We start from the raw sequence: 16,262 nt of genomic DNA, 5'->3' as shown, positions 1-16,262 counted from the left end.
GGGCCGGCTTATGTGGGGGACAGCGCAATGCGCGCCAGCATGTCGACCACACGCTCGTCTTCGCCGATGGCCGGACGCAGTTCGAAACGGATCTGCGGGTAATTCTGGGTGAGTTCGGCCAGGATCAGCGGCAGGTCTTCACGCGCATGACGGCCCACACCCAGGAACATGGGCACGATGGTGATGTGCTGCAGGCCCTGCGCGGCCATGGTGGCGGCGCAGGTGGGCAGGTCGGGTGTCATCAGCTCCAGGTAGGCACAGGCCACCCGGGCCTGCGGCTCCAGCGCGGCGGCACGGGCGGCGACGGCCTCCATGGGGGCGCGCCACAGCGGATCACGCGAGCCGTGGGCAAAAAGGATGAGACCGCGCTGGGGCGTTGGAACTTGCATGGGGGTCACCTTCTGAGCACCAGCCAGCCGAAGGCGGTGAGTGAGATCAGCATGAAGATCATGCCCGGTGCGGCGGCGGTGAGCCAGGGGATCCAGTGCTGCAGCTCGCCGATGTAACCGAACATGTTGTTGAGGAAAAAGAAGCTGATGCCGGCCATCACGCCGCCGAAGACGTAGACGGAGATGCCCTCGCTGCGGAAGTGCAGGTAGGCGAAGGGCAGGGCCATGATGACCATCACCAGGCAGGACAGGGGGTAGAAGACCTTCTTCCAGAACTCGATCTCGTAGCGTTCGGCGGTCTGCGCGTTGGCCTTGAGGTGGCGGATGTACTGGAACAGGTCGACCGCGCTCATGCGGTCGGGTTTGAGCACGGCGGCCGAGATCATCTCGGCCGAGATGCCGGTGGGCCAGCGGAACAGCGGCAGCTTGATGCGTTCGACACGGCTGAGGGCGGCACCGGGGGCATTGAATTCGGTGCGTTCGGCGTTCTCGAGCAGCCAGGCCTCGTCTATCGTGAAACGCGCCACCGGCGCCTGGGTCATGGAGACCAGGGCGCTCTGGTTGTCGAACTCGAAGATGCGTACGTTGCGCATGGAGCCGTCCGGCGCCAGCGAGCCGACGTTGACACCGTACTGGGCGTAGGCCTCGCGCTCGCGCAGCCAGGCACCGGTCTGGCCGACCGTGAGGTTGCCCTGGTAACGCGCCTTGAGCAGCTGGGCCGTGCGGTCGGCCCAGGGCGTGAGGTAGTCGCCGATCACGAAGGTCAGAAGCGCGAAGGTGAAACCGGCACTCAGCAGCATGCGCAGCGCACGCCAGGGCCCCAGGCCGCTGGTGCGCAGGATGGTGAACTCCGAGCTCTGGGCCAGCCGGGTCATCACGTAGATGGTGCCGATCAGCACGGTGATGGGCAGCAGTTCGTACAGGTGGCTGGGCACCAGCAGCAGCACGTAGAGCGCAGCCTGCGGGACCTGGTAACCCGGCATGTTGGGCCGGCCGATGGCCGAGAGCTGGTCGACGAAGTCGAAGAAGGCGAACAGCGCCAGGAAGGCCAGGGTCACGAAGACCACGGCGGCGAAGACTTCGCTGTGGATCAGGCGGCGGATGGTCCTCATGCGGGCTTGCCCCCTGCGGTGGCGGGGCGGCGCCGGCCAGTCATGGCGGACAGCGGCCACCAGGTCCAGTTGTGGTGGCGCTTGGCCAGCCAGAGCAGGCCGGCCCCCAGCATGCCGCCATGCAGCAGCAGGTTGAACGCGAAGAAACTGACCTGGCCGCGCGAGATCCAGTTCTGGCCCAGGATCAGCAGGTTCAGGTAGATCTGGAACAGCAGCAGCGAGAACAGCAGGTTGCCCGTGCGGCTGACCCGCGGGTTGATGCGGGTGGCCGCCAGGGCCAGCACGATGAGGTTGAGCGAGGCCAGGGCGTAACCGATGCGCATGGTGAGTTCCCCCAGGTTTTCCGGGGTGGGCTGGGCGATCAGGACCAGCGTGGGGCGTTTGTCGGCCACATCGGCAGCGGCGCGGATCAGGGGGTCGCGCGCCACGAGCATGGTGAAGCGATCGAACTCGCTGACCTTGACACCGGCCTCGCCGGTCTGGCTTTCCAGGCGCTGGCCGCGCTGCAGGATGAGGAAGCGGTCGCCGTTGATGATTTCGGTGTGACCGCTACGCGCCGAGATCACGGTCTTCTTGTCCTTGTCGGAGGTGGAGACGAAGACATTGCTGGCCCGCAGTTCATCGATGTCGCTTTTTTCGGCGAAGAAGACGCGGCTGCCGTCGGCCGATTCCTGGAACTGGCCGGGCTGCACGCGTTCCAGGTCGCCCCGGCGTTCATAGCGGGCCCGCATGTCATCGATCTGGTCCTTGGCCCAGGGGCGCACGAACAGGGCCAGCACGGCAATGGCCATCAGCACGGGCCAGGCAAAACGCAGCAGCGGCCGCAACAGGCTGCCCAGTCCGACGCGGCTGGAGAACCAGATCACCATCTCGCTGTCGGCGTACAGGCGCGAGAGCGTCATGACCACGGCGATGAACAGGCCCAGGTTCATGAGGTTGGGCAGGAAGCTCAGCACGTTGTAGCCCATCACGAGCATCACGTCCGAGGGATTGAAGCTGCCGCGCGAGGCCAGGCCCAGCGTGCGGATCAGCGTCATGGTCATGACCACCGTGACCAGGACGATGAGCGTGGCGCCAAAACTGCGCGCCAGCTCCTTGCGGATGGAGGAATCGAATAACATTGCTCGTCAGGAAAACGCCATTATGAACTTCGAACTCAAGTCCCTGGACCTCGCGGCCGCTTCCGTGCAGGTCTGCGATGCCCTCATCCTCCTCGTTCCTGCCGGTTTCAAGCCGGGCCGGGACCCCCTGTCGGCCCTGATCGGCCAGGCCCTCAAGGCCGGTGACCTGGACAGCAAGGCCGGCAAGCTGCTGGCCCTGTACCGCCCGGCCCAGGCCAAGGCGCCCCGCCTGCTGCTGGTGGGCGCCGGCGACGGATCACCACGCCAGGTCAGACTGGCCGTGAACGCGGCGTTGGGCGCCTTGCGCACCGGTACCCCGGTGGTGAAGCGGCTGGTGCTGGGTTTCACGCTGGCGCCGCCGGCCGGTGCCGTCCGGGCGGCCGTGCAGACCGTGGCCGACAACAGCTATGTCTACACCACCACCAAGTCCAAGGCCGAGGCCCGCAGCCTGGTGCGCGTGACCCTGGGCCTGCCCAAGGCGGCCGAGGCCAAGGCCGAGTTTGAGCGGGCAGCTGCAGCCGTGGCTGGCATCGAGCTGGCCAAGGAATGGGCCAACCGCCCTGCCAACCACGCCACGCCCACCGACCTGGCCCAGGCGGCGCGGGCGCTGGCGAAGTTGCCGAAGATCAGCTGCCAGGTGCTGGGCCCGCGCGAGGTGGCCAAGCTCAGGATGGGCGCTTTCATGGCCGTGGCCCAGGGTTCGGAGCAGCCGCTGCGTTTCATCGTGCTGCAGTACAAGGGCGCACCGGCGGCCCAGGCCCCCACCGTGCTGGTGGGCAAGGGCATCTCCTTCGACACCGGCGGCATCTCCATCAAGCCGGCGGCCGAGATGGACGAGATGAAGTTCGACATGGGCGGTGCGGCCAGCGTGCTGGGGGTGTTCCGTGCCCTGGGCGAACTCAAGCCGGCCCTCAACGTGGTGGGCCTGATCCCGAGCTGCGAGAACATGCCCGACGGGCGGGCCATCAAGCCCGGCGACGTGGTGACCAGCATGAGCGGCCAGACCATCGAGATCCTCAACACCGACGCCGAAGGCCGCCTGATCCTGTGCGACGCGCTGACGTATGCCGAGCGCTACCAGCCGCAGGCCGTGGTGGACATCGCCACCCTGACCGGCGCCTGTGTGATCGCCCTGGGCGCGGTGCGCAGCGGCCTGTTCAGTCCCAGCGACGAGCTGGCACAAAAGCTCTTGCAGGCCGGCGAGGCCGCGCAGGACCTGGCCTGGCGCATGCCGCTGGACGATGACTATGCCGAAGGGCTGAAGAGCAACTTTGCCGATGTGGGCAATGTGGCCGGCCGCGCCGGTGGCGCCATCACGGCGGCCAAGTTCCTGCAGCGTTTCACGGCCAAGTTCCCCTGGGCGCACCTGGACATCGCCGGTACCGCCTGGAGGAGCGGCGCGGCCAAGGGCTCGACCGGCCGCCCCGTGGGCCTGCTGCTGGAATTCCTGCTGGCCCAGCAGGCGCCTGCCAAGGCTACCCGCCGCAAGGCCTGAGAGACAGGGCGCGCAGCAGCATGACCGAAGTGGCCTTTCATTTCAACGCGCCGGACAAGCTGGCCTACGCCTGCCGCCTGCTGCGCAAGGCGGTGGCGGCCGGCTCCAAGGTGGTGGTCACGGCGCCGGCCGATGCGCTGGCCCGGCTCGACACCCTGCTGTGGACTTTTTCCCAGACCGATTTTGTGGCCCATGTGCGCCAGCCCGCCGAGCCCGGCGCGCTGGCGGCCTCGCCCGTGGTGCTGACCGAGACGCCGGCGCAGGACCAGCCGCACCGCCAGGTGCTGCTCAACCTGGGCACGCAGTTGCCGGCCGGCTTTGATCGCTACCAACGGGTGATCGAGGTGGTCAGCCTGGACGACGAGGACCGGCAGCTGGCGCGCGGGCGCTGGAAACAGTACACCGAGCTCGGTTACACCATCGTGCGCCACGACCTGAACCTGAAGGGAGCCAGCTGATGGCCGCGCTCTCCAAGAAGCTGTTGCGCACCCTGCCCACCCTGACCGAGGTGGTGGACGTGCCGGCGCCTGCCGCGCCGGGCGCCCCGGGCGAGTTGGAGGAGGCGCTGGTCCAGCGCGTGTTGCAGCGCCTGGAGCAGACCCTGGACGCCCAGGTGCAGAAGGTGGTGGCCGACGCCTTGCAGGAGCAGATGAAAGAGCTGGCCCCGCGCATCCGCCAGCGCGTGGACAACGCCGTGCGCAAGGCGGTGACTCAGGCCGTGGCCGCCGAGACCGGGCCACCGGTGCGCCGGGCCGGCTGAGTCGCCATCGCCCGAATGGGGATAAGCGTGCGGGCTGCAGAATTTGAGGTAGTCTTGCGTTCGTCAGTTTTTTTCACCTGCCTGTTTCAATAATGGAGTTCGCCATGTCCGTGAATCAAGTGAATCGTGTACTGCTCGTCGTTGCCGCCGCAGCCCTGCTGGTGGCCTGCGGCAAGAAGGAGGAGGCCGCCTCGGGCGCTGCCTCGATGCCTGTCGTGAAGATCGGCCACGTGGGCCCGGTCAGCGGCGCCATTGCCCACCTGGGCAAGGACAATGAATACGGCGCGCGCATGGCCATCGACGAGCTCAACGCCGCCGGTGTCACCATCGACGGCAAGCAGGTCAAGCTGGAACTGATGGCCGAGGACGACGGTGCCGATCCCAAGCAGGGCACGGCCGTGGCGCAGAAGCTGGCCGATGCCAAGGTGGTCGGCGTGATCGGCCACCTGAACTCGGGCACCACCATCCCGGCCTCCAAGATCTACAGCGACGCCGGCATCCCGCAGATTTCCCCTTCCGCCACCAACCCCAAGTACACCCGCCAGGGCTACAAGACGACCTTCCGCGTGGTGGCCGATGACGTGCACCTGGGCAGCACCCTGGGCAAGTACGCCGTGGGTACGCTCAAGGCCAAGAACGTGGCCGTGATCGACGACCGCACGGCCTACGGCCAGGGCGTGGCCGAGGAGTTCACCAAGGCCGCCGAGGCCGCCGGTGCCAAGATCGTGGCCAAGGAATTCACCACCGACAAGGCCACCGACTTCAACGCCATCCTGACCAGCATCAAGGGCAAGAAACCGGATGTGGTCTTCTTCGGTGGCATGGACGCCGTGGGCGGCCCCATGCTCAAGCAGATGAAGTCCCTGGGCATCACGGCCAAGTTCATGGGCGGTGACGGCATCTGCACGGCCGAGCTGCTCAAGCTGGCGGGCGACGCCATCGGCAGCGAGCAGGTGTTCTGCGCCGAAGCCGGCGGTGTCGAGGGCGAGGGCAAGGCCGGCATGGACAAGTTCCGCGCCGACTTCAAGGCCAAGTTCAACGTCGATGTACAGCTCTACTCGCCCTACGTCTACGACGCCACCAAGGTCATGGTGGCCGCGATGGTCAAGGCCAACTCGTCCGATCCGGCCAAGTACCTGCCCGTGCTGGCTGCCACCGCCGACTACAAGGGCGTGACCGGCCCGATCGCCTTCGACGAGAAGGGCGACATCAAGAACGGCGCGCTGACCCTGTTCACCTACAAGGGTGGCAAGCGCGAGCAGTTGGCCGTGATCCGCTGATCAGCCTGCCAGGCTCCCCTGAAAAAGCGCCTGCGGGCGCTTTTTCTTTGCCCGTTTCGGTCCCGGTCGCTGCGAGGCGGCCCCAGGCTCGGCTACAATAGCGGGCTTCGGAGAGGTGGATGAGCGGTTTAAGTCACACGCCTGGAAAGCGTGCGTGGGGTAAAACTCACCGCGGGTTCGAATCCCGCCCTCTCCGCCAGAAAAGAAAACCCCGCCTCGGCGGGGTTTTATTTTTTGCGGATTCGGACGCGCGTAGCGCGGGGGCGTAGCCCCGAGAAATTCGCGTCAGACGAATTTCGAGCAATCCCGCCCGGTGAAGGCGGGAAGTACCGTCGTTGGTGAGAAGTGCTGGAAACAAGAGTAAGTTGGGACGCATCGGCCCTGCCGTTGCGCGCAGAAAACAGTTTCCGCAGGGTTCGTGCCCTCGCGGTGCTCCTGCTCGTCTGCCTGGCCCTTTCCGTCGCTGCCAGCACCCTGACAGGCCGTGTCGTGGCCATTGCCGATGGCGACACACTGACGGCGCTGGATGAGCACAAGGTGCAGCACAAGATCCGGCTGGCGGGCATCGATGCGCCGGAAAAACGCCAGGCCTATGGGCAGCGCTCCCGGCAGTCCCTGGCCGATCTGGTCTTCAACCGGGTGGTGCAGATCGAACTGGGCAAAAAAGACCGCTATGGCCGCGAAATTGGCAAGGTGATGCTGGACGGCCAGGACATCAATCTGGAATTGCTGCGCCTGGGCCTGGCCTGGCACTACAAGGCGTATGAGCGGGAGCAGTCGGTCCAGGACCGGGCCCTTTATGCGCAGGCCGAGCAGCAGGCGCGTGCCGGCCGGCTGGGACTGTGGCGCGACGACCATCCCCTGGCGCCCTGGGCCTACCGTAAAAACGCACGACCCTGAGCGTGGGCCGTGGCGGCGTCAGCGCTCAGCCGGCGTGGCGGATGGCCGCAAACTTCTGTTCCATTTCCCGCCGCATGGCGCGGCGCATTTCGGCTGCCGCATGACGTCGCCGCTCTTCGGCGCTCACCGGCTGCCAGGGCGGCACGGCGGTCGGTTTGCCGTCGTCGTCGACGGCGATCATGGTGAAGAAGCAGCTGTTGACGTGCCGCACCACCTTGCTGCGGATCTCCTCGGCGATCACCTTGATGCCGATTTCCATCGAGGAGGTCCCGGTGTGGTTGACGCTGGCCATGAACGTGACCAGCTCCCCGACCTGGATGGGTAGACGGAACATCACCTGGTCGACACTCAGGGTGACCACATAACGCCCGGCATACCGGCTGGCACAGGCATAGGCCGCCTGGTCGAGCAGCTTGAGGATGGTGCCGCCGTGCACCTTGCCTGAAAAATTGGCGGTGTCCGGTGTCATGAGCACCGTCATGCTCAGTTGGTTGGAAGGCAGGTCCATGGAGGTCAGGTGAGGGGTATCGCTGCGGGAAGCCGGTCACCCGGCTTCCCGTCGGCCTGGCGCAGCGCCAGGATCAGCTTCTGGTCTGGCGCACCAGGGTCATGGCCGAAGCGATGAGCGCCGAGACTTCGCTCATATTGCCGGGCACGATGAGGGTGGTGGTGGCGTCGGAGGCCACCTGGCCGTAGGCCTCGACGGCCTTCTCGGCCACCTTGAGCTGCACGGCCTGCTCGCCACCGGGCTGGCGGATGGCCGCGGCCACGCGCTCGATGGCGCCGGCGGTGGCGTCGGCCACGGCGGTGATGGAAGCAGCCTCGCCCTGGGCCTTGTTGATGGCGGCCTGCTTCTCCCCCTCGGAGCGGGCGATGAAGGCCTCGCGTTCACCGGTGGCGATGTTGATCTGCTCCTGGCGGCGGCCCTCGGAGGCGGCGATCAGGGCGCGCTTCTCGCGCTCGGCCGTGATCTGGGCCTGCATGGCGTGCAGGATTTCCTTCGGCGGCGTCAGGTCCTTGATCTCGTAGCGCAGCACCTTGACGCCCCAGTTCAGCGCGGCCTCGTCGATGGCCTGGACCACCTGGGCGTTGATGATGTCGCGTTCCTCGAAGGTCTTGTCCAGCTCGAGCTTGCCGATCACGCTGCGCAGCGAGGTCTGGGCCAGCTGGGTGACGGCCACGATGTAGTTGGACGAGCCGTAGCTGGCGCGCATGGGGTCGGTGACCTGGAAGTACAAGATGCCGTCGACCTGCAACTGCGTGTTGTCGCGCGTGATGCAGACCTGGCTGGGCACGTCCAGCGGCACTTCCTTGAGGCTGTGCTTGTAGGCAACCTTGTCGATGAAGGGGAAGATGAAGTTCAGGCCGGGCGTGAGCGCGCCGTGGTACTTGCCCAGGCGCTCGACCACCCAGGCGTTCTGCTGCGGCACGATCTTGACCGAGCGGCTGACAAAGATGACGGCGATGACAAAAACGAGGATGGCGATTTCCATGGTGGTACTCCCTGCTTCAGTTGGCGATTTTTTCGAGGATCAGCTGGCTGCCGCGCACCTCGACGATGCGGTGCGCACCGGTGGCACGGCTGCTGACATCCCGTGGCATGGCCAGCCACTGGGCGCCGCGGTACTTGATATGGGTGCTGCCATCGGGCAGCCAGGACTCGACCTGCACGGTTTCACCAACGTCCAGATTGACGTCCGGGTTGCTGCCGGCCTCCTGGTTGGCCGCCGCGCGGGGGCGCCAGAAGTGCCAGGCCAGAACGGCGCCACCGCCCACCAGCGCGGCGATCACCACCTGTGGGGTGGCCGCCAGCCCGGTGTGGGCCGCCACAGCCCCGGCAGCCAGGCCCCCGGCCAGCATGAGCAGGTAGAAGGTGCCGGTGGTCAGTTCGGCGGCCACCAGGATGCCGGCAGCCAGCCACCAGAGGGTCGAATCAGCCATGACTTGCTTTGCTCCTATCGGTGCTTGTGATTCAATTGCGACATTCTGCGGCAAATCCAGTGACAGATCCGGGTCAGCCGCCAATTAATCCGTACACTTCGCGCTCGTTTTTCCTTTTTCTCAGTCCGGCTGGAGTCCATCGTCCATGAAGTTTCGCTTTCCCATTGTCATCATTGACGAAGACTTCCGCTCCGAGAACACCTCGGGCCTGGGCATCCGGGCCATGGCACAGGCCATCGAGGCCGAGGGCTTCGAGGTGTTGGGTGTCACCAGCTACGGTGACCTCTCGCAGTTCGCCCAGCAGCAGTCGCGCGCCAGCGCCTTCATCCTGTCGATCGATGACGAGGAGTTCACGCCCGGCCCGGACCTGGACCCGGCGGTGCTGAACCTGCGCAAATTCATCGAGGAAGTGCGCTTCAAGAACGCCGACGTGCCGATCTACGTCTACGGCGAGACCAAGACCAGCCGCCACCTGCCCAACGACATCCTGCGCGAGCTGCACGGCTTCATCCACATGTACGAGGACACGCCCGAGTTCATGGCGCGCCACATCATTCGTGAGGCCAAGAGCTACCTGGAAGGAATCCAGCCGCCGTTTTTCAAGGCCCTGCTGGACTACGCGGAGGACGGCTCCTATTCCTGGCATTGCCCGGGCCACTCGGGCGGCGTGGCCTTCCTCAAGAGCCCGGTGGGCCAGATGTACCACCAGTTCTACGGCGAGAACATGCTGCGCGCCGACGTCTGCAACGCGGTGGAGGAGCTGGGCCAGCTGCTGGACCACGACGGCGCCATCGGCGAGAGCGAGCGCAACGCCGCGCGCATCTTCAATGCCGACCACTGCTATTTCGTCACCAACGGCACCAGCACCTCCAACAAGATCGTGTGGCACCATACGGTGGCGCCGGGTGACGTGGTGGTGGTGGACCGCAACTGTCACAAGTCCATCCTGCACGCCATCATCATGACGGGCGCAGTGCCGGTCTTCCTCAAGCCCACGCGCAACCACTTCGGCATCATCGGCCCGATCCCGCAGAGCGAGTTCGAGCCGGCCACCATCCAGGCCAAGATCAAGGCCAATCCGCTGCTCAAGGGCGTGGATGCCAAGAAGGTCAAGCCACGCGTGCTGACCTTGACGCAGTCCACCTACGACGGCGTGCTCTACAACACCGAGACCATCAAGGGCCTGCTCGACGGTTATGTCGACAACCTGCATTTCGACGAGGCCTGGCTGCCGCACGCCGCCTTCCACCCCTTCTACGGGCGTTACCACGCCATGGGCAAGAAGCGCGGGCGCCCGAAGAACTCCATGGTCTACGCCACCCAGTCCATCCACAAGCTGCTGGCCGGCATCAGCCAGGCCAGCCACGTGCTGGTGCAGGATTCGGAGAACACCAAGCTGGACCACCACCTCTTCAACGAGGCCTACCTGATGCACACCAGCACCAGCCCGCAGTACAGCATCATCGCCAGCTGCGACGTGGCCGCCGCCATGATGGAGCCGCCCGGTGGCACCGCGCTGGTGGAGGAAAGCATTGCCGAGTCGCTGAATTTCCGGCGCGCCATGCGCAAGGTGGCCGAGGAGTACGGCCAGGACTGGTGGTTCAAGGTCTGGGGCCCGGACAAGCTGGTGGACGAGGGCGTGGGCGCGGCCGAGGACTGGATCATCCGCAGTGACGGCCGGGGCAAGAACGGCAGCAAGTGGCACGGCTTCGGCCAGCTGGCCGACGGCTTCAACATGCTGGACCCGATCAAGTCCACCATCGTCACGCCCGGCCTGAACCTGGACGGCAAGTTCGACAAGACCGGCCTGCCGGCCTCCATCGTGACCAAGTACCTGGCCGAGCACGGCGTGGTGGTGGAGAAGACCGGCCTGTACAGCTTCTTCATCATGTTCACCATCGGCATCACCAAGGGCCGCTGGAACACGCTGCTGACCGCGCTGCAGCAGTTCAAGGACGACTACGACAAGAACCAGCCCATGTGGCGCGTCATGCCGGAGTTCTGCAAGAAGCAGCCCAAATACGAGCGCATGGGCCTGCGCGACCTGTGCCAGTTCATCCACGAGATGTACGCCAAGTACGACATCGCGCGCCTGACCACCGAGATGTACCTGAGCGACCTGACGCCGGCCATGAACCCGAGCGACGCCTATTCCCACATCGCGCACCGCACGACCGAGCGGGTGGAGATCGACCAGCTCGAAGGCCGCATCACGGTGGGCCTGGTCACGCCGTACCCGCCTGGCATCCCGCTGCTGATTCCGGGCGAGGTCTTCAACCGGAAGATCGTGGACTACCTGAAGTTCGCCCGCGAGTTCAACGCCCAGTGCCCGGGTTTCGAGACCGACATCCACGGCCTGGTGGAAGTGGTGGCGGAAGACGGCAGGAAGCACTACTACGCCGATTGCGTCAAGGCCTGAGCCTTTCTTCTCTCCCAATGAAAACGCCCCGCGATGCGGGGCGTTTTCATTCGGGAAACGGCTGCCGGATCAGGCTTCGACGATGGCCACGGCAGTCTGGCTGAAGCCGCCGTCCACGTAGGTGATCTCGGCGGACATCCCGCTGGCCAGGTCACTCAGCAGGAAGGCGGCGACATTGCCCACGTCCTCGATGGTCACGTTGCGGCGGATCGGCGAGGCGCCGGCCACCACGGCGAGCAGCTTGCCGAAATCCTTGATGCCGCTGGCGGCCAGGGTCTTGATGGGGCCGGCACTGATGCCGTTGACGCGGATGCAGCGGCCGTCGGGCAGGCTGCCCACGGCTTCGGCCAGGTAACGCACCGAGGCTTCCAGGCTGGCCTTGGCCAGGCCCATGGTGTTGTAGTTGGGGATGGCGCGCAGGGCCCCCAGGTAGCTCAGCGTCAGCAGGGCCGACTTGTCCTTCAGGTAGGGCAGGGCCGCCTTGGCCATGGCCGGGAAGCTGTAGGCGCTGATGTCGTGGGCGATGCGGAAGTTCTCGCGGGAGAGGCCGTCCAGGAAGTTGCCGGCAATGGCCTCGCGCGGGGCAAAGCCGATGCTGTGGACGAAGCCGTCGAACTGGGGCCAGTGGGCCGACAGGTCCTTGAAGAGCTGTTCGATCTGGGCGTCGTCGCCGACGTCACAGTCGAAGATCAGCTTGGAGCCGAAGTCGGCGGCGAACTCGGTGATGCGGTCCTTGAATCGCTCGCCCACGTAGCTGAAGGCCAGTTCGGCCCCCTGGTCGTGGCAGGCCTTGGCGATGCCGTAGGCGATGGAGCGGTTGCTCAGAACGCCGGTGATCAGGAATTTCTTGCCGGTAAGGAAACCCATATTTTTTCTCGGTAGGTCTGGGGAAGTAAAAATTCTGTGCAGAATTGTCGCATGCGGATGCGTTGTTTCCTCCTGGGCCTGGTTTCGCTGCTTTCGGCAGGGCCGCTCTGGGCTGCCCACGCCTATGCCCAGTTCGGCGACATCAAGTATGCGCCGGGTTTCAGCCACTTCGACTATGTGAACCCGGCCGCCCCCAAAGGCGGGGAGATCACGCTGGTGCCGCCCACCCGCCTGTCGAACTTCGACAAGTACAACCCGTTCACGCTCAAGGGCAGTGCGCCGCCCGGCCTCAATGGCCTGGTGTTCGAAAGTCTGCTGACCGGCACCATGGACGAACCGACCACGGCCTATGGCCTGCTGGCCCAGGACGTGAGCGTGGCGCGCGACCGGCTGTCGGCGGTCTTCACACTCCACCCGCAGGCGCGTTTCCACAACGGCGATCCGGTGCTGGCAGCCGACGTCAAGCATTCCTTCGACCGGCTGACGTCCAAGGAGGCCGCGCCGCAGTTCCGCACCATCTTCGGCGAGATCCGGGGGGTGACGGTGCTGGGCGAGCGTCAGGTGCGTTTCGATTTCAAGCGCATCAACGCCGAACTGCCGCTGATCGCCGGCAGCCTGCCGGTGTTCAGCCGTCAGTGGGGCCTGGAGAACGGCAAGCTGAAAGCCCTGGACCAGATCGTGACGGACATCCCCATTGGCAGCGGCCCCTACCGCATCGGCAAGGTCAACTTCGGCAAGGACATCAGCTACGAGCGTGACCCGGCTTACTGGGCGCGTGACCTCAATGTGCGCCGTGGCCTGTTCAACTTCGACCGCATCACCTACAAGATCTACAAGGACAACACAGCCCAGCTGGAAGCCTTCAAGGCCGGCGAGTTCGACTACATCCAGGCCTTCATCGCGCGCGAATGGGCACGGGCCTATACCGGCAAGCAGTTCGAGCGCGGAGAACTGATCAAGAAGGAGCTGCAGCACGGCAATGCCGGCGACTTCCAGGGTTTCCTCTTCAATATGCGACGCGAGAAGTTCAAGGACGTACGCGTGCGCCAGGCCATCGCCCTGGCCATGGACTACGAGTGGATGAACCGCCAGCTGTTCTACAACGCCTACACCCGTGTGCGCGGTTATTTTGTCGGCAGCGACTTCGAGGCCCAAGGCAGGCCCGGCCCCGAAGAGCTGGCCGTGCTGGAGCCGCTGCGCCGCCAGCTGCCGCCCGAAGTCTTCAGCGAAGAGGTGCCGCTGCCGCCCGTGACCAGCCTGGACCCGGCCTCCGGCCACACCCTGCGCGACAACCTGCGCCGCGCGCGCGATCTGCTGGCCGCCGCGGGCTGGACCTACCGCGACGGCGCGCTGCGCAACGCGAAGGGGGAACCCTTCGCCATCGAGTTCCTCGACAACTCCGGCTCCATGGGCCGTGTGGTCACGCCGTATGCGCGCAGCCTCGAGAAACTGGGCATGCAGGTCAACTACAAGGTGTTCGACTTCGCCATCCTGCAAAAGCGCATGGACGTCTTTGATTTCGAGATCATCAGCAACCGCATGATAGGCAGCGAGGCACCGGGCACCGAACTGCTGGAGCGTTACGGTTCCAAGGCCGCCGACACCGAGGGCTCCAGCAATGTGATCGGCCTCAAGAGCCCGGCGGTCGATGCGCTGCTGGACCAGGTGATCTCGGCCCAGACCCGGCCCGAACTGGTGGCGCGCCTGCGCGCGCTGGACCGGGTGCTGCGCCATGGCCACTACACCGTGCCGCACTGGTACAGCGGGGTGCACCGCGTGGCCTGGCGTGCCGGCCGTTTCGAGCAGCCGGCCGTGACGCCGCGTTATTACCAGCCCGAGGCCTGGGTGACCTCCGTCTGGTGGGCCACCCCTGCGAATCTTGCAGCGGCTGGGGGAGGGCGCTAAGCCATGCCGGCCTACATCCTCAAGCGTCTGCTGCTCATGATCCCGACGCTGTTCGGCATCCTGCTGCTGACCTTTGTCGTGATCCAGTTCGTACCGGGTGGGCCGGTGGAGCAGATGGTGGCCCAGCTGCAGGGGCGCGACACGGGCGGCGAGGGTGCGGCGTCCTCCGGCGCCGGTTATCGTGGCCGCCAGGGCGTGGACGCCGCGCGCATCGCCGAGATCCGCGCCTTCTATGGTTTCGACAAACCTGCCCATGAGCGCTTCTGGCAGATGCTGGGCCAGTACGCGCGCTTCGACCTGGGCAAGAGTTTCTTCTATCCCAAGAGCGTCTGGGAATTGGTCAAGGATAAATTGCCGGTGTCGATCAGCCTGGGCTTGTGGACCTTTTTCCTGAGTTATCTGATCTCCATCCCCCTGGGCATCGCCAAGGCGGTGCGCGCCGGCAGCCGCTTCGACACGCTGACCAGCCTGATCGTGCTCATTGGTTATGCCATTCCCGGTTTCGTGCTGGGCGTGGCCCTGCTGGTGATCTTCGGCGGCCAGCTGCAATGGTTCCCCCTGCGCGGCCTGACCTCGAGCAACTGGGAAACCTTGAGTTGGGGCGCGAAGATCGTCGACTACCTCTGGCATATCACCCTGCCGGTGACGGCCAGCGTGTTGGGCGCCTTCGCCGTGACCACCATGCTGACCAAGAACGCTTTCCTCGAGGAAATCCGCAAGCAATATGTGCTGACGGCCCGCGCGAAGGGCCTGGGCGAGAACCGCGTACTGTGGACCCATGTGTTCCGCAATGCGCTGATCCCCATCGTCACCGGCTTCCCGGCCGCTTTCATCGGTGCCTTCTTCGCCGGCTCGCTGCTGATCGAGACCCTGTTCTCGCTCGACGGCCTGGGCCTGTTGTCCTATGAGTCGGTCATGCGGCGCGACTATCCCGTCGTGCTGGGCACGCTCTATTTGTTCACGCTGATCGGCCTGGTGACCAAGCTGATTTCCGACCTCTGCTACGTCTGGGTCGATCCGCGAGTGAAGTTCGACTGATGGCTGGCGTTTCCCTTTCCCCCTCACAGCGTGCCTGGTTGCGTTTCCGGCGCAACCGCCTGGGCTATTGGAGCCTGCTGATCTTCTGCACGCTTTTCGTGCTGAGCCTGGGCGCCGAGCTGATCTCTAACGACAAGCCGCTGCTGGCGCGCCACCACGGCCAGTGGTATGTGCCCATCCTGCACAACGTGCCGGAGACGGCCTTCGGCGGCGACTTCGAAACGCCGACCGACTACCTGGACCCTTTCATCCAGCAGCAGTTCGCCAAGGAAGGCAACTTCGCCCTGTATCCGCCCAATCCCTATCACCACAGCACCATCAACTATTTTGCCAAGGAGCCCAACCCTTCAGGCCCCTCGGCCGACAACTGGCTGGGCACCGACGACCGCGGGCGCGACGTGGTGGCGCGCCTGCTCTACGGCTTCCGCATCTCGGTGCTGTTCGCCCTGGCGCTGACCATCATCGGCGTGCTGCTGGGGGTGCTCACCGGGGCCGTGCAGGGTTATTTCGGCGGCAAGATCGACCTGGGTTTCCAGCGGTTCATCGAGATCTGGGGCTCCATGCCCGAGCTCTACCTGCTCATCATTTTCTCGGCCATGTTCGACCCCAGCGTGGCCCTGCTGCTGATCCTGCTCAGCCTGTTCGGCTGGATGGGCCTGTCGGACTATGTGCGGGCCGAATTCCTGCGCAACCGCCAGCTCGACTATGTGCGGGCGGCGCGCGCCATGGGCCTGTCCAACGGGCAGATCATCTGGCGCCACATCCTGCCCAACAGCCTGACCCCCGTGGTGACCTTCCTGCCTTTCCGCATGAGCGCGGCCATCCTGGCGCTGACTTCGCTGGATTTCCTGGGCCTGGGCGTGCCGCCCGGCACGCCGTCCCTGGGCGAGCTGCTGGCCCAGGGCAAGAACAATATCGACGCCTGGTGGATCTCCCTGTCCACCTTCGGCGTGCTGGTCATTACCCTGCTGCTGCTGACCTTCATGGGCGATGCGCTGCGCGATGCGCTGGACCCCAGGAAGGCCGAGAAATGAC

Annotated in this window: 16 protein-coding genes and 1 tRNA gene; 10 read left to right on the top strand and 7 right to left on the bottom strand. The window is 65.4% G+C overall.

Features of this window, described 5'->3' with window-relative positions:
• Window positions 1-8 precede the first annotated feature (8 nt).
• Genes HTY51_RS07745 through lptF form a run of 3 tightly spaced genes read right to left on the bottom strand, consistent with a single transcriptional unit; the run spans window position 9 to window position 2,622 of the window.
• Window positions 9-389: a sirohydrochlorin chelatase gene (locus tag HTY51_RS07745; protein WP_174252202.1), complete on the bottom strand. Its 381-nt coding sequence runs from the start codon at window positions 387-389 to the stop codon at window positions 9-11.
• A 5-nt stretch (window positions 390-394) separates the two neighbouring features.
• Window positions 395-1,501: an LPS export ABC transporter permease LptG gene (gene lptG / locus HTY51_RS07740; protein WP_174252201.1), complete on the bottom strand. Its 1,107-nt coding sequence runs from the start codon at window positions 1,499-1,501 to the stop codon at window positions 395-397.
• Entirely contained in the window at window positions 1,498-2,622 is a 1,125-nt protein-coding gene (gene lptF, locus HTY51_RS07735) for an LPS export ABC transporter permease LptF (RefSeq protein WP_174252200.1), read from the bottom strand. Before lptF ends, lptG begins: the two co-directional genes overlap by 4 nt.
• A 22-nt stretch (window positions 2,623-2,644) precedes the next feature.
• Between lptF and HTY51_RS07730 the strand changes: the two genes are divergently transcribed.
• The 6 genes from HTY51_RS07730 (at window position 2,645) to HTY51_RS07705 (ending at window position 7,057) form a co-directional block, all read left to right on the top strand.
• On the top strand, window positions 2,645-4,117 hold the full coding sequence (locus HTY51_RS07730; RefSeq protein WP_174252199.1) for a leucyl aminopeptidase: 1,473 nt from the start codon (window positions 2,645-2,647) through the stop codon (window positions 4,115-4,117).
• 20 nt (window positions 4,118-4,137) lie between these two features.
• Window positions 4,138-4,575: a DNA polymerase III subunit chi gene (locus tag HTY51_RS07725; protein ID WP_174252198.1), complete on the top strand. Its 438-nt coding sequence runs from the start codon at window positions 4,138-4,140 to the stop codon at window positions 4,573-4,575.
• Complete coding sequence (locus HTY51_RS07720; protein ID WP_174252197.1) at window positions 4,575-4,877, top strand: hypothetical protein; 303 nt, start codon at window positions 4,575-4,577, stop codon at window positions 4,875-4,877. The genes HTY51_RS07725 and HTY51_RS07720 overlap by 1 nt, the downstream gene beginning before the upstream one ends.
• A 104-nt stretch (window positions 4,878-4,981) precedes the next feature.
• Window positions 4,982-6,157, top strand: a complete 1,176-nt coding sequence (locus tag HTY51_RS07715) for a branched-chain amino acid ABC transporter substrate-binding protein (protein ID WP_174252196.1) — start codon at window positions 4,982-4,984, stop codon at window positions 6,155-6,157.
• 109 nt (window positions 6,158-6,266) lie between these two features.
• Window positions 6,267-6,356: transfer RNA gene (locus HTY51_RS07710), tRNA-Ser, on the top strand.
• Between the two features lie 230 nt (window positions 6,357-6,586).
• Window positions 6,587-7,057: a thermonuclease family protein gene (locus HTY51_RS07705; RefSeq protein ID WP_174252195.1), complete on the top strand. Its 471-nt coding sequence runs from the start codon at window positions 6,587-6,589 to the stop codon at window positions 7,055-7,057.
• A gap of 25 nt (window positions 7,058-7,082) precedes the next feature.
• Here HTY51_RS07705 and HTY51_RS07700 read toward each other — a convergent pair whose 3' ends face one another.
• The 3 genes from HTY51_RS07700 to HTY51_RS07690 form a co-directional block, all read right to left on the bottom strand.
• A complete protein-coding gene (locus tag HTY51_RS07700) occupies window positions 7,083-7,565 on the bottom strand; it encodes an acyl-CoA thioesterase (RefSeq protein ID WP_174252194.1) in 483 nt (160 codons plus the stop codon).
• A gap of 73 nt (window positions 7,566-7,638) precedes the next feature.
• Entirely contained in the window at window positions 7,639-8,550 is a 912-nt protein-coding gene (locus HTY51_RS07695; RefSeq protein ID WP_174252193.1) for an SPFH domain-containing protein, read from the bottom strand.
• A 16-nt stretch (window positions 8,551-8,566) separates the two neighbouring features.
• Window positions 8,567-8,998 carry an NfeD family protein gene (locus HTY51_RS07690; protein ID WP_174252192.1) on the bottom strand — a complete coding sequence of 144 codons (432 nt, stop codon included), beginning with the start codon at window positions 8,996-8,998 and terminating at the stop codon, window positions 8,567-8,569.
• Window positions 8,999-9,143: 145 nt separating this feature from the next.
• Between HTY51_RS07690 and HTY51_RS07685 the strand changes: the two genes are divergently transcribed.
• Window positions 9,144-11,417: an arginine/lysine/ornithine decarboxylase gene (locus HTY51_RS07685; RefSeq protein WP_174252191.1), complete on the top strand. Its 2,274-nt coding sequence runs from the start codon at window positions 9,144-9,146 to the stop codon at window positions 11,415-11,417.
• Window positions 11,418-11,486: 69 nt separating this feature from the next.
• On the opposite strand, the gene fabI is transcribed toward HTY51_RS07685, so the two are convergent.
• Window positions 11,487-12,284 carry an enoyl-ACP reductase FabI gene (gene fabI, locus HTY51_RS07680; RefSeq protein WP_174252190.1) on the bottom strand — a complete coding sequence of 266 codons (798 nt, stop codon included), beginning with the start codon at window positions 12,282-12,284 and terminating at the stop codon, window positions 11,487-11,489.
• Between the two features lie 57 nt (window positions 12,285-12,341).
• Between fabI and HTY51_RS07675 the strand changes: the two genes are divergently transcribed.
• From HTY51_RS07675 to HTY51_RS07665, 3 genes are read left to right on the top strand one after another with little or no spacing between them, the layout of a single operon-like run.
• On the top strand, window positions 12,342-14,189 hold the full coding sequence (locus HTY51_RS07675; RefSeq protein ID WP_174254205.1) for an extracellular solute-binding protein: 1,848 nt from the start codon (window positions 12,342-12,344) through the stop codon (window positions 14,187-14,189).
• A 3-nt stretch (window positions 14,190-14,192) separates the two neighbouring features.
• Window positions 14,193-15,227 carry a microcin C ABC transporter permease YejB gene (locus HTY51_RS07670; protein ID WP_174252189.1) on the top strand — a complete coding sequence of 345 codons (1,035 nt, stop codon included), beginning with the start codon at window positions 14,193-14,195 and terminating at the stop codon, window positions 15,225-15,227.
• Window positions 15,227-16,261, top strand: coding sequence for an ABC transporter permease (locus tag HTY51_RS07665; protein WP_174252188.1), 1,035 nt, complete (start codon window positions 15,227-15,229; stop codon window positions 16,259-16,261). Before HTY51_RS07670 ends, HTY51_RS07665 begins: the two co-directional genes overlap by 1 nt.
• Window position 16,262: the final 1 nt, after the last annotated feature.

Origin of the sequence: Rhodoferax sp. BAB1, from assembly GCF_013334205.1 — a bacterium.
Classification (GTDB): Bacteria; Pseudomonadota; Gammaproteobacteria; order Burkholderiales; family Burkholderiaceae_C; genus Hylemonella.
Note: the sequence above shows the minus strand (reverse complement) of the source record. Positions and strands in the feature narration are given on the sequence as shown.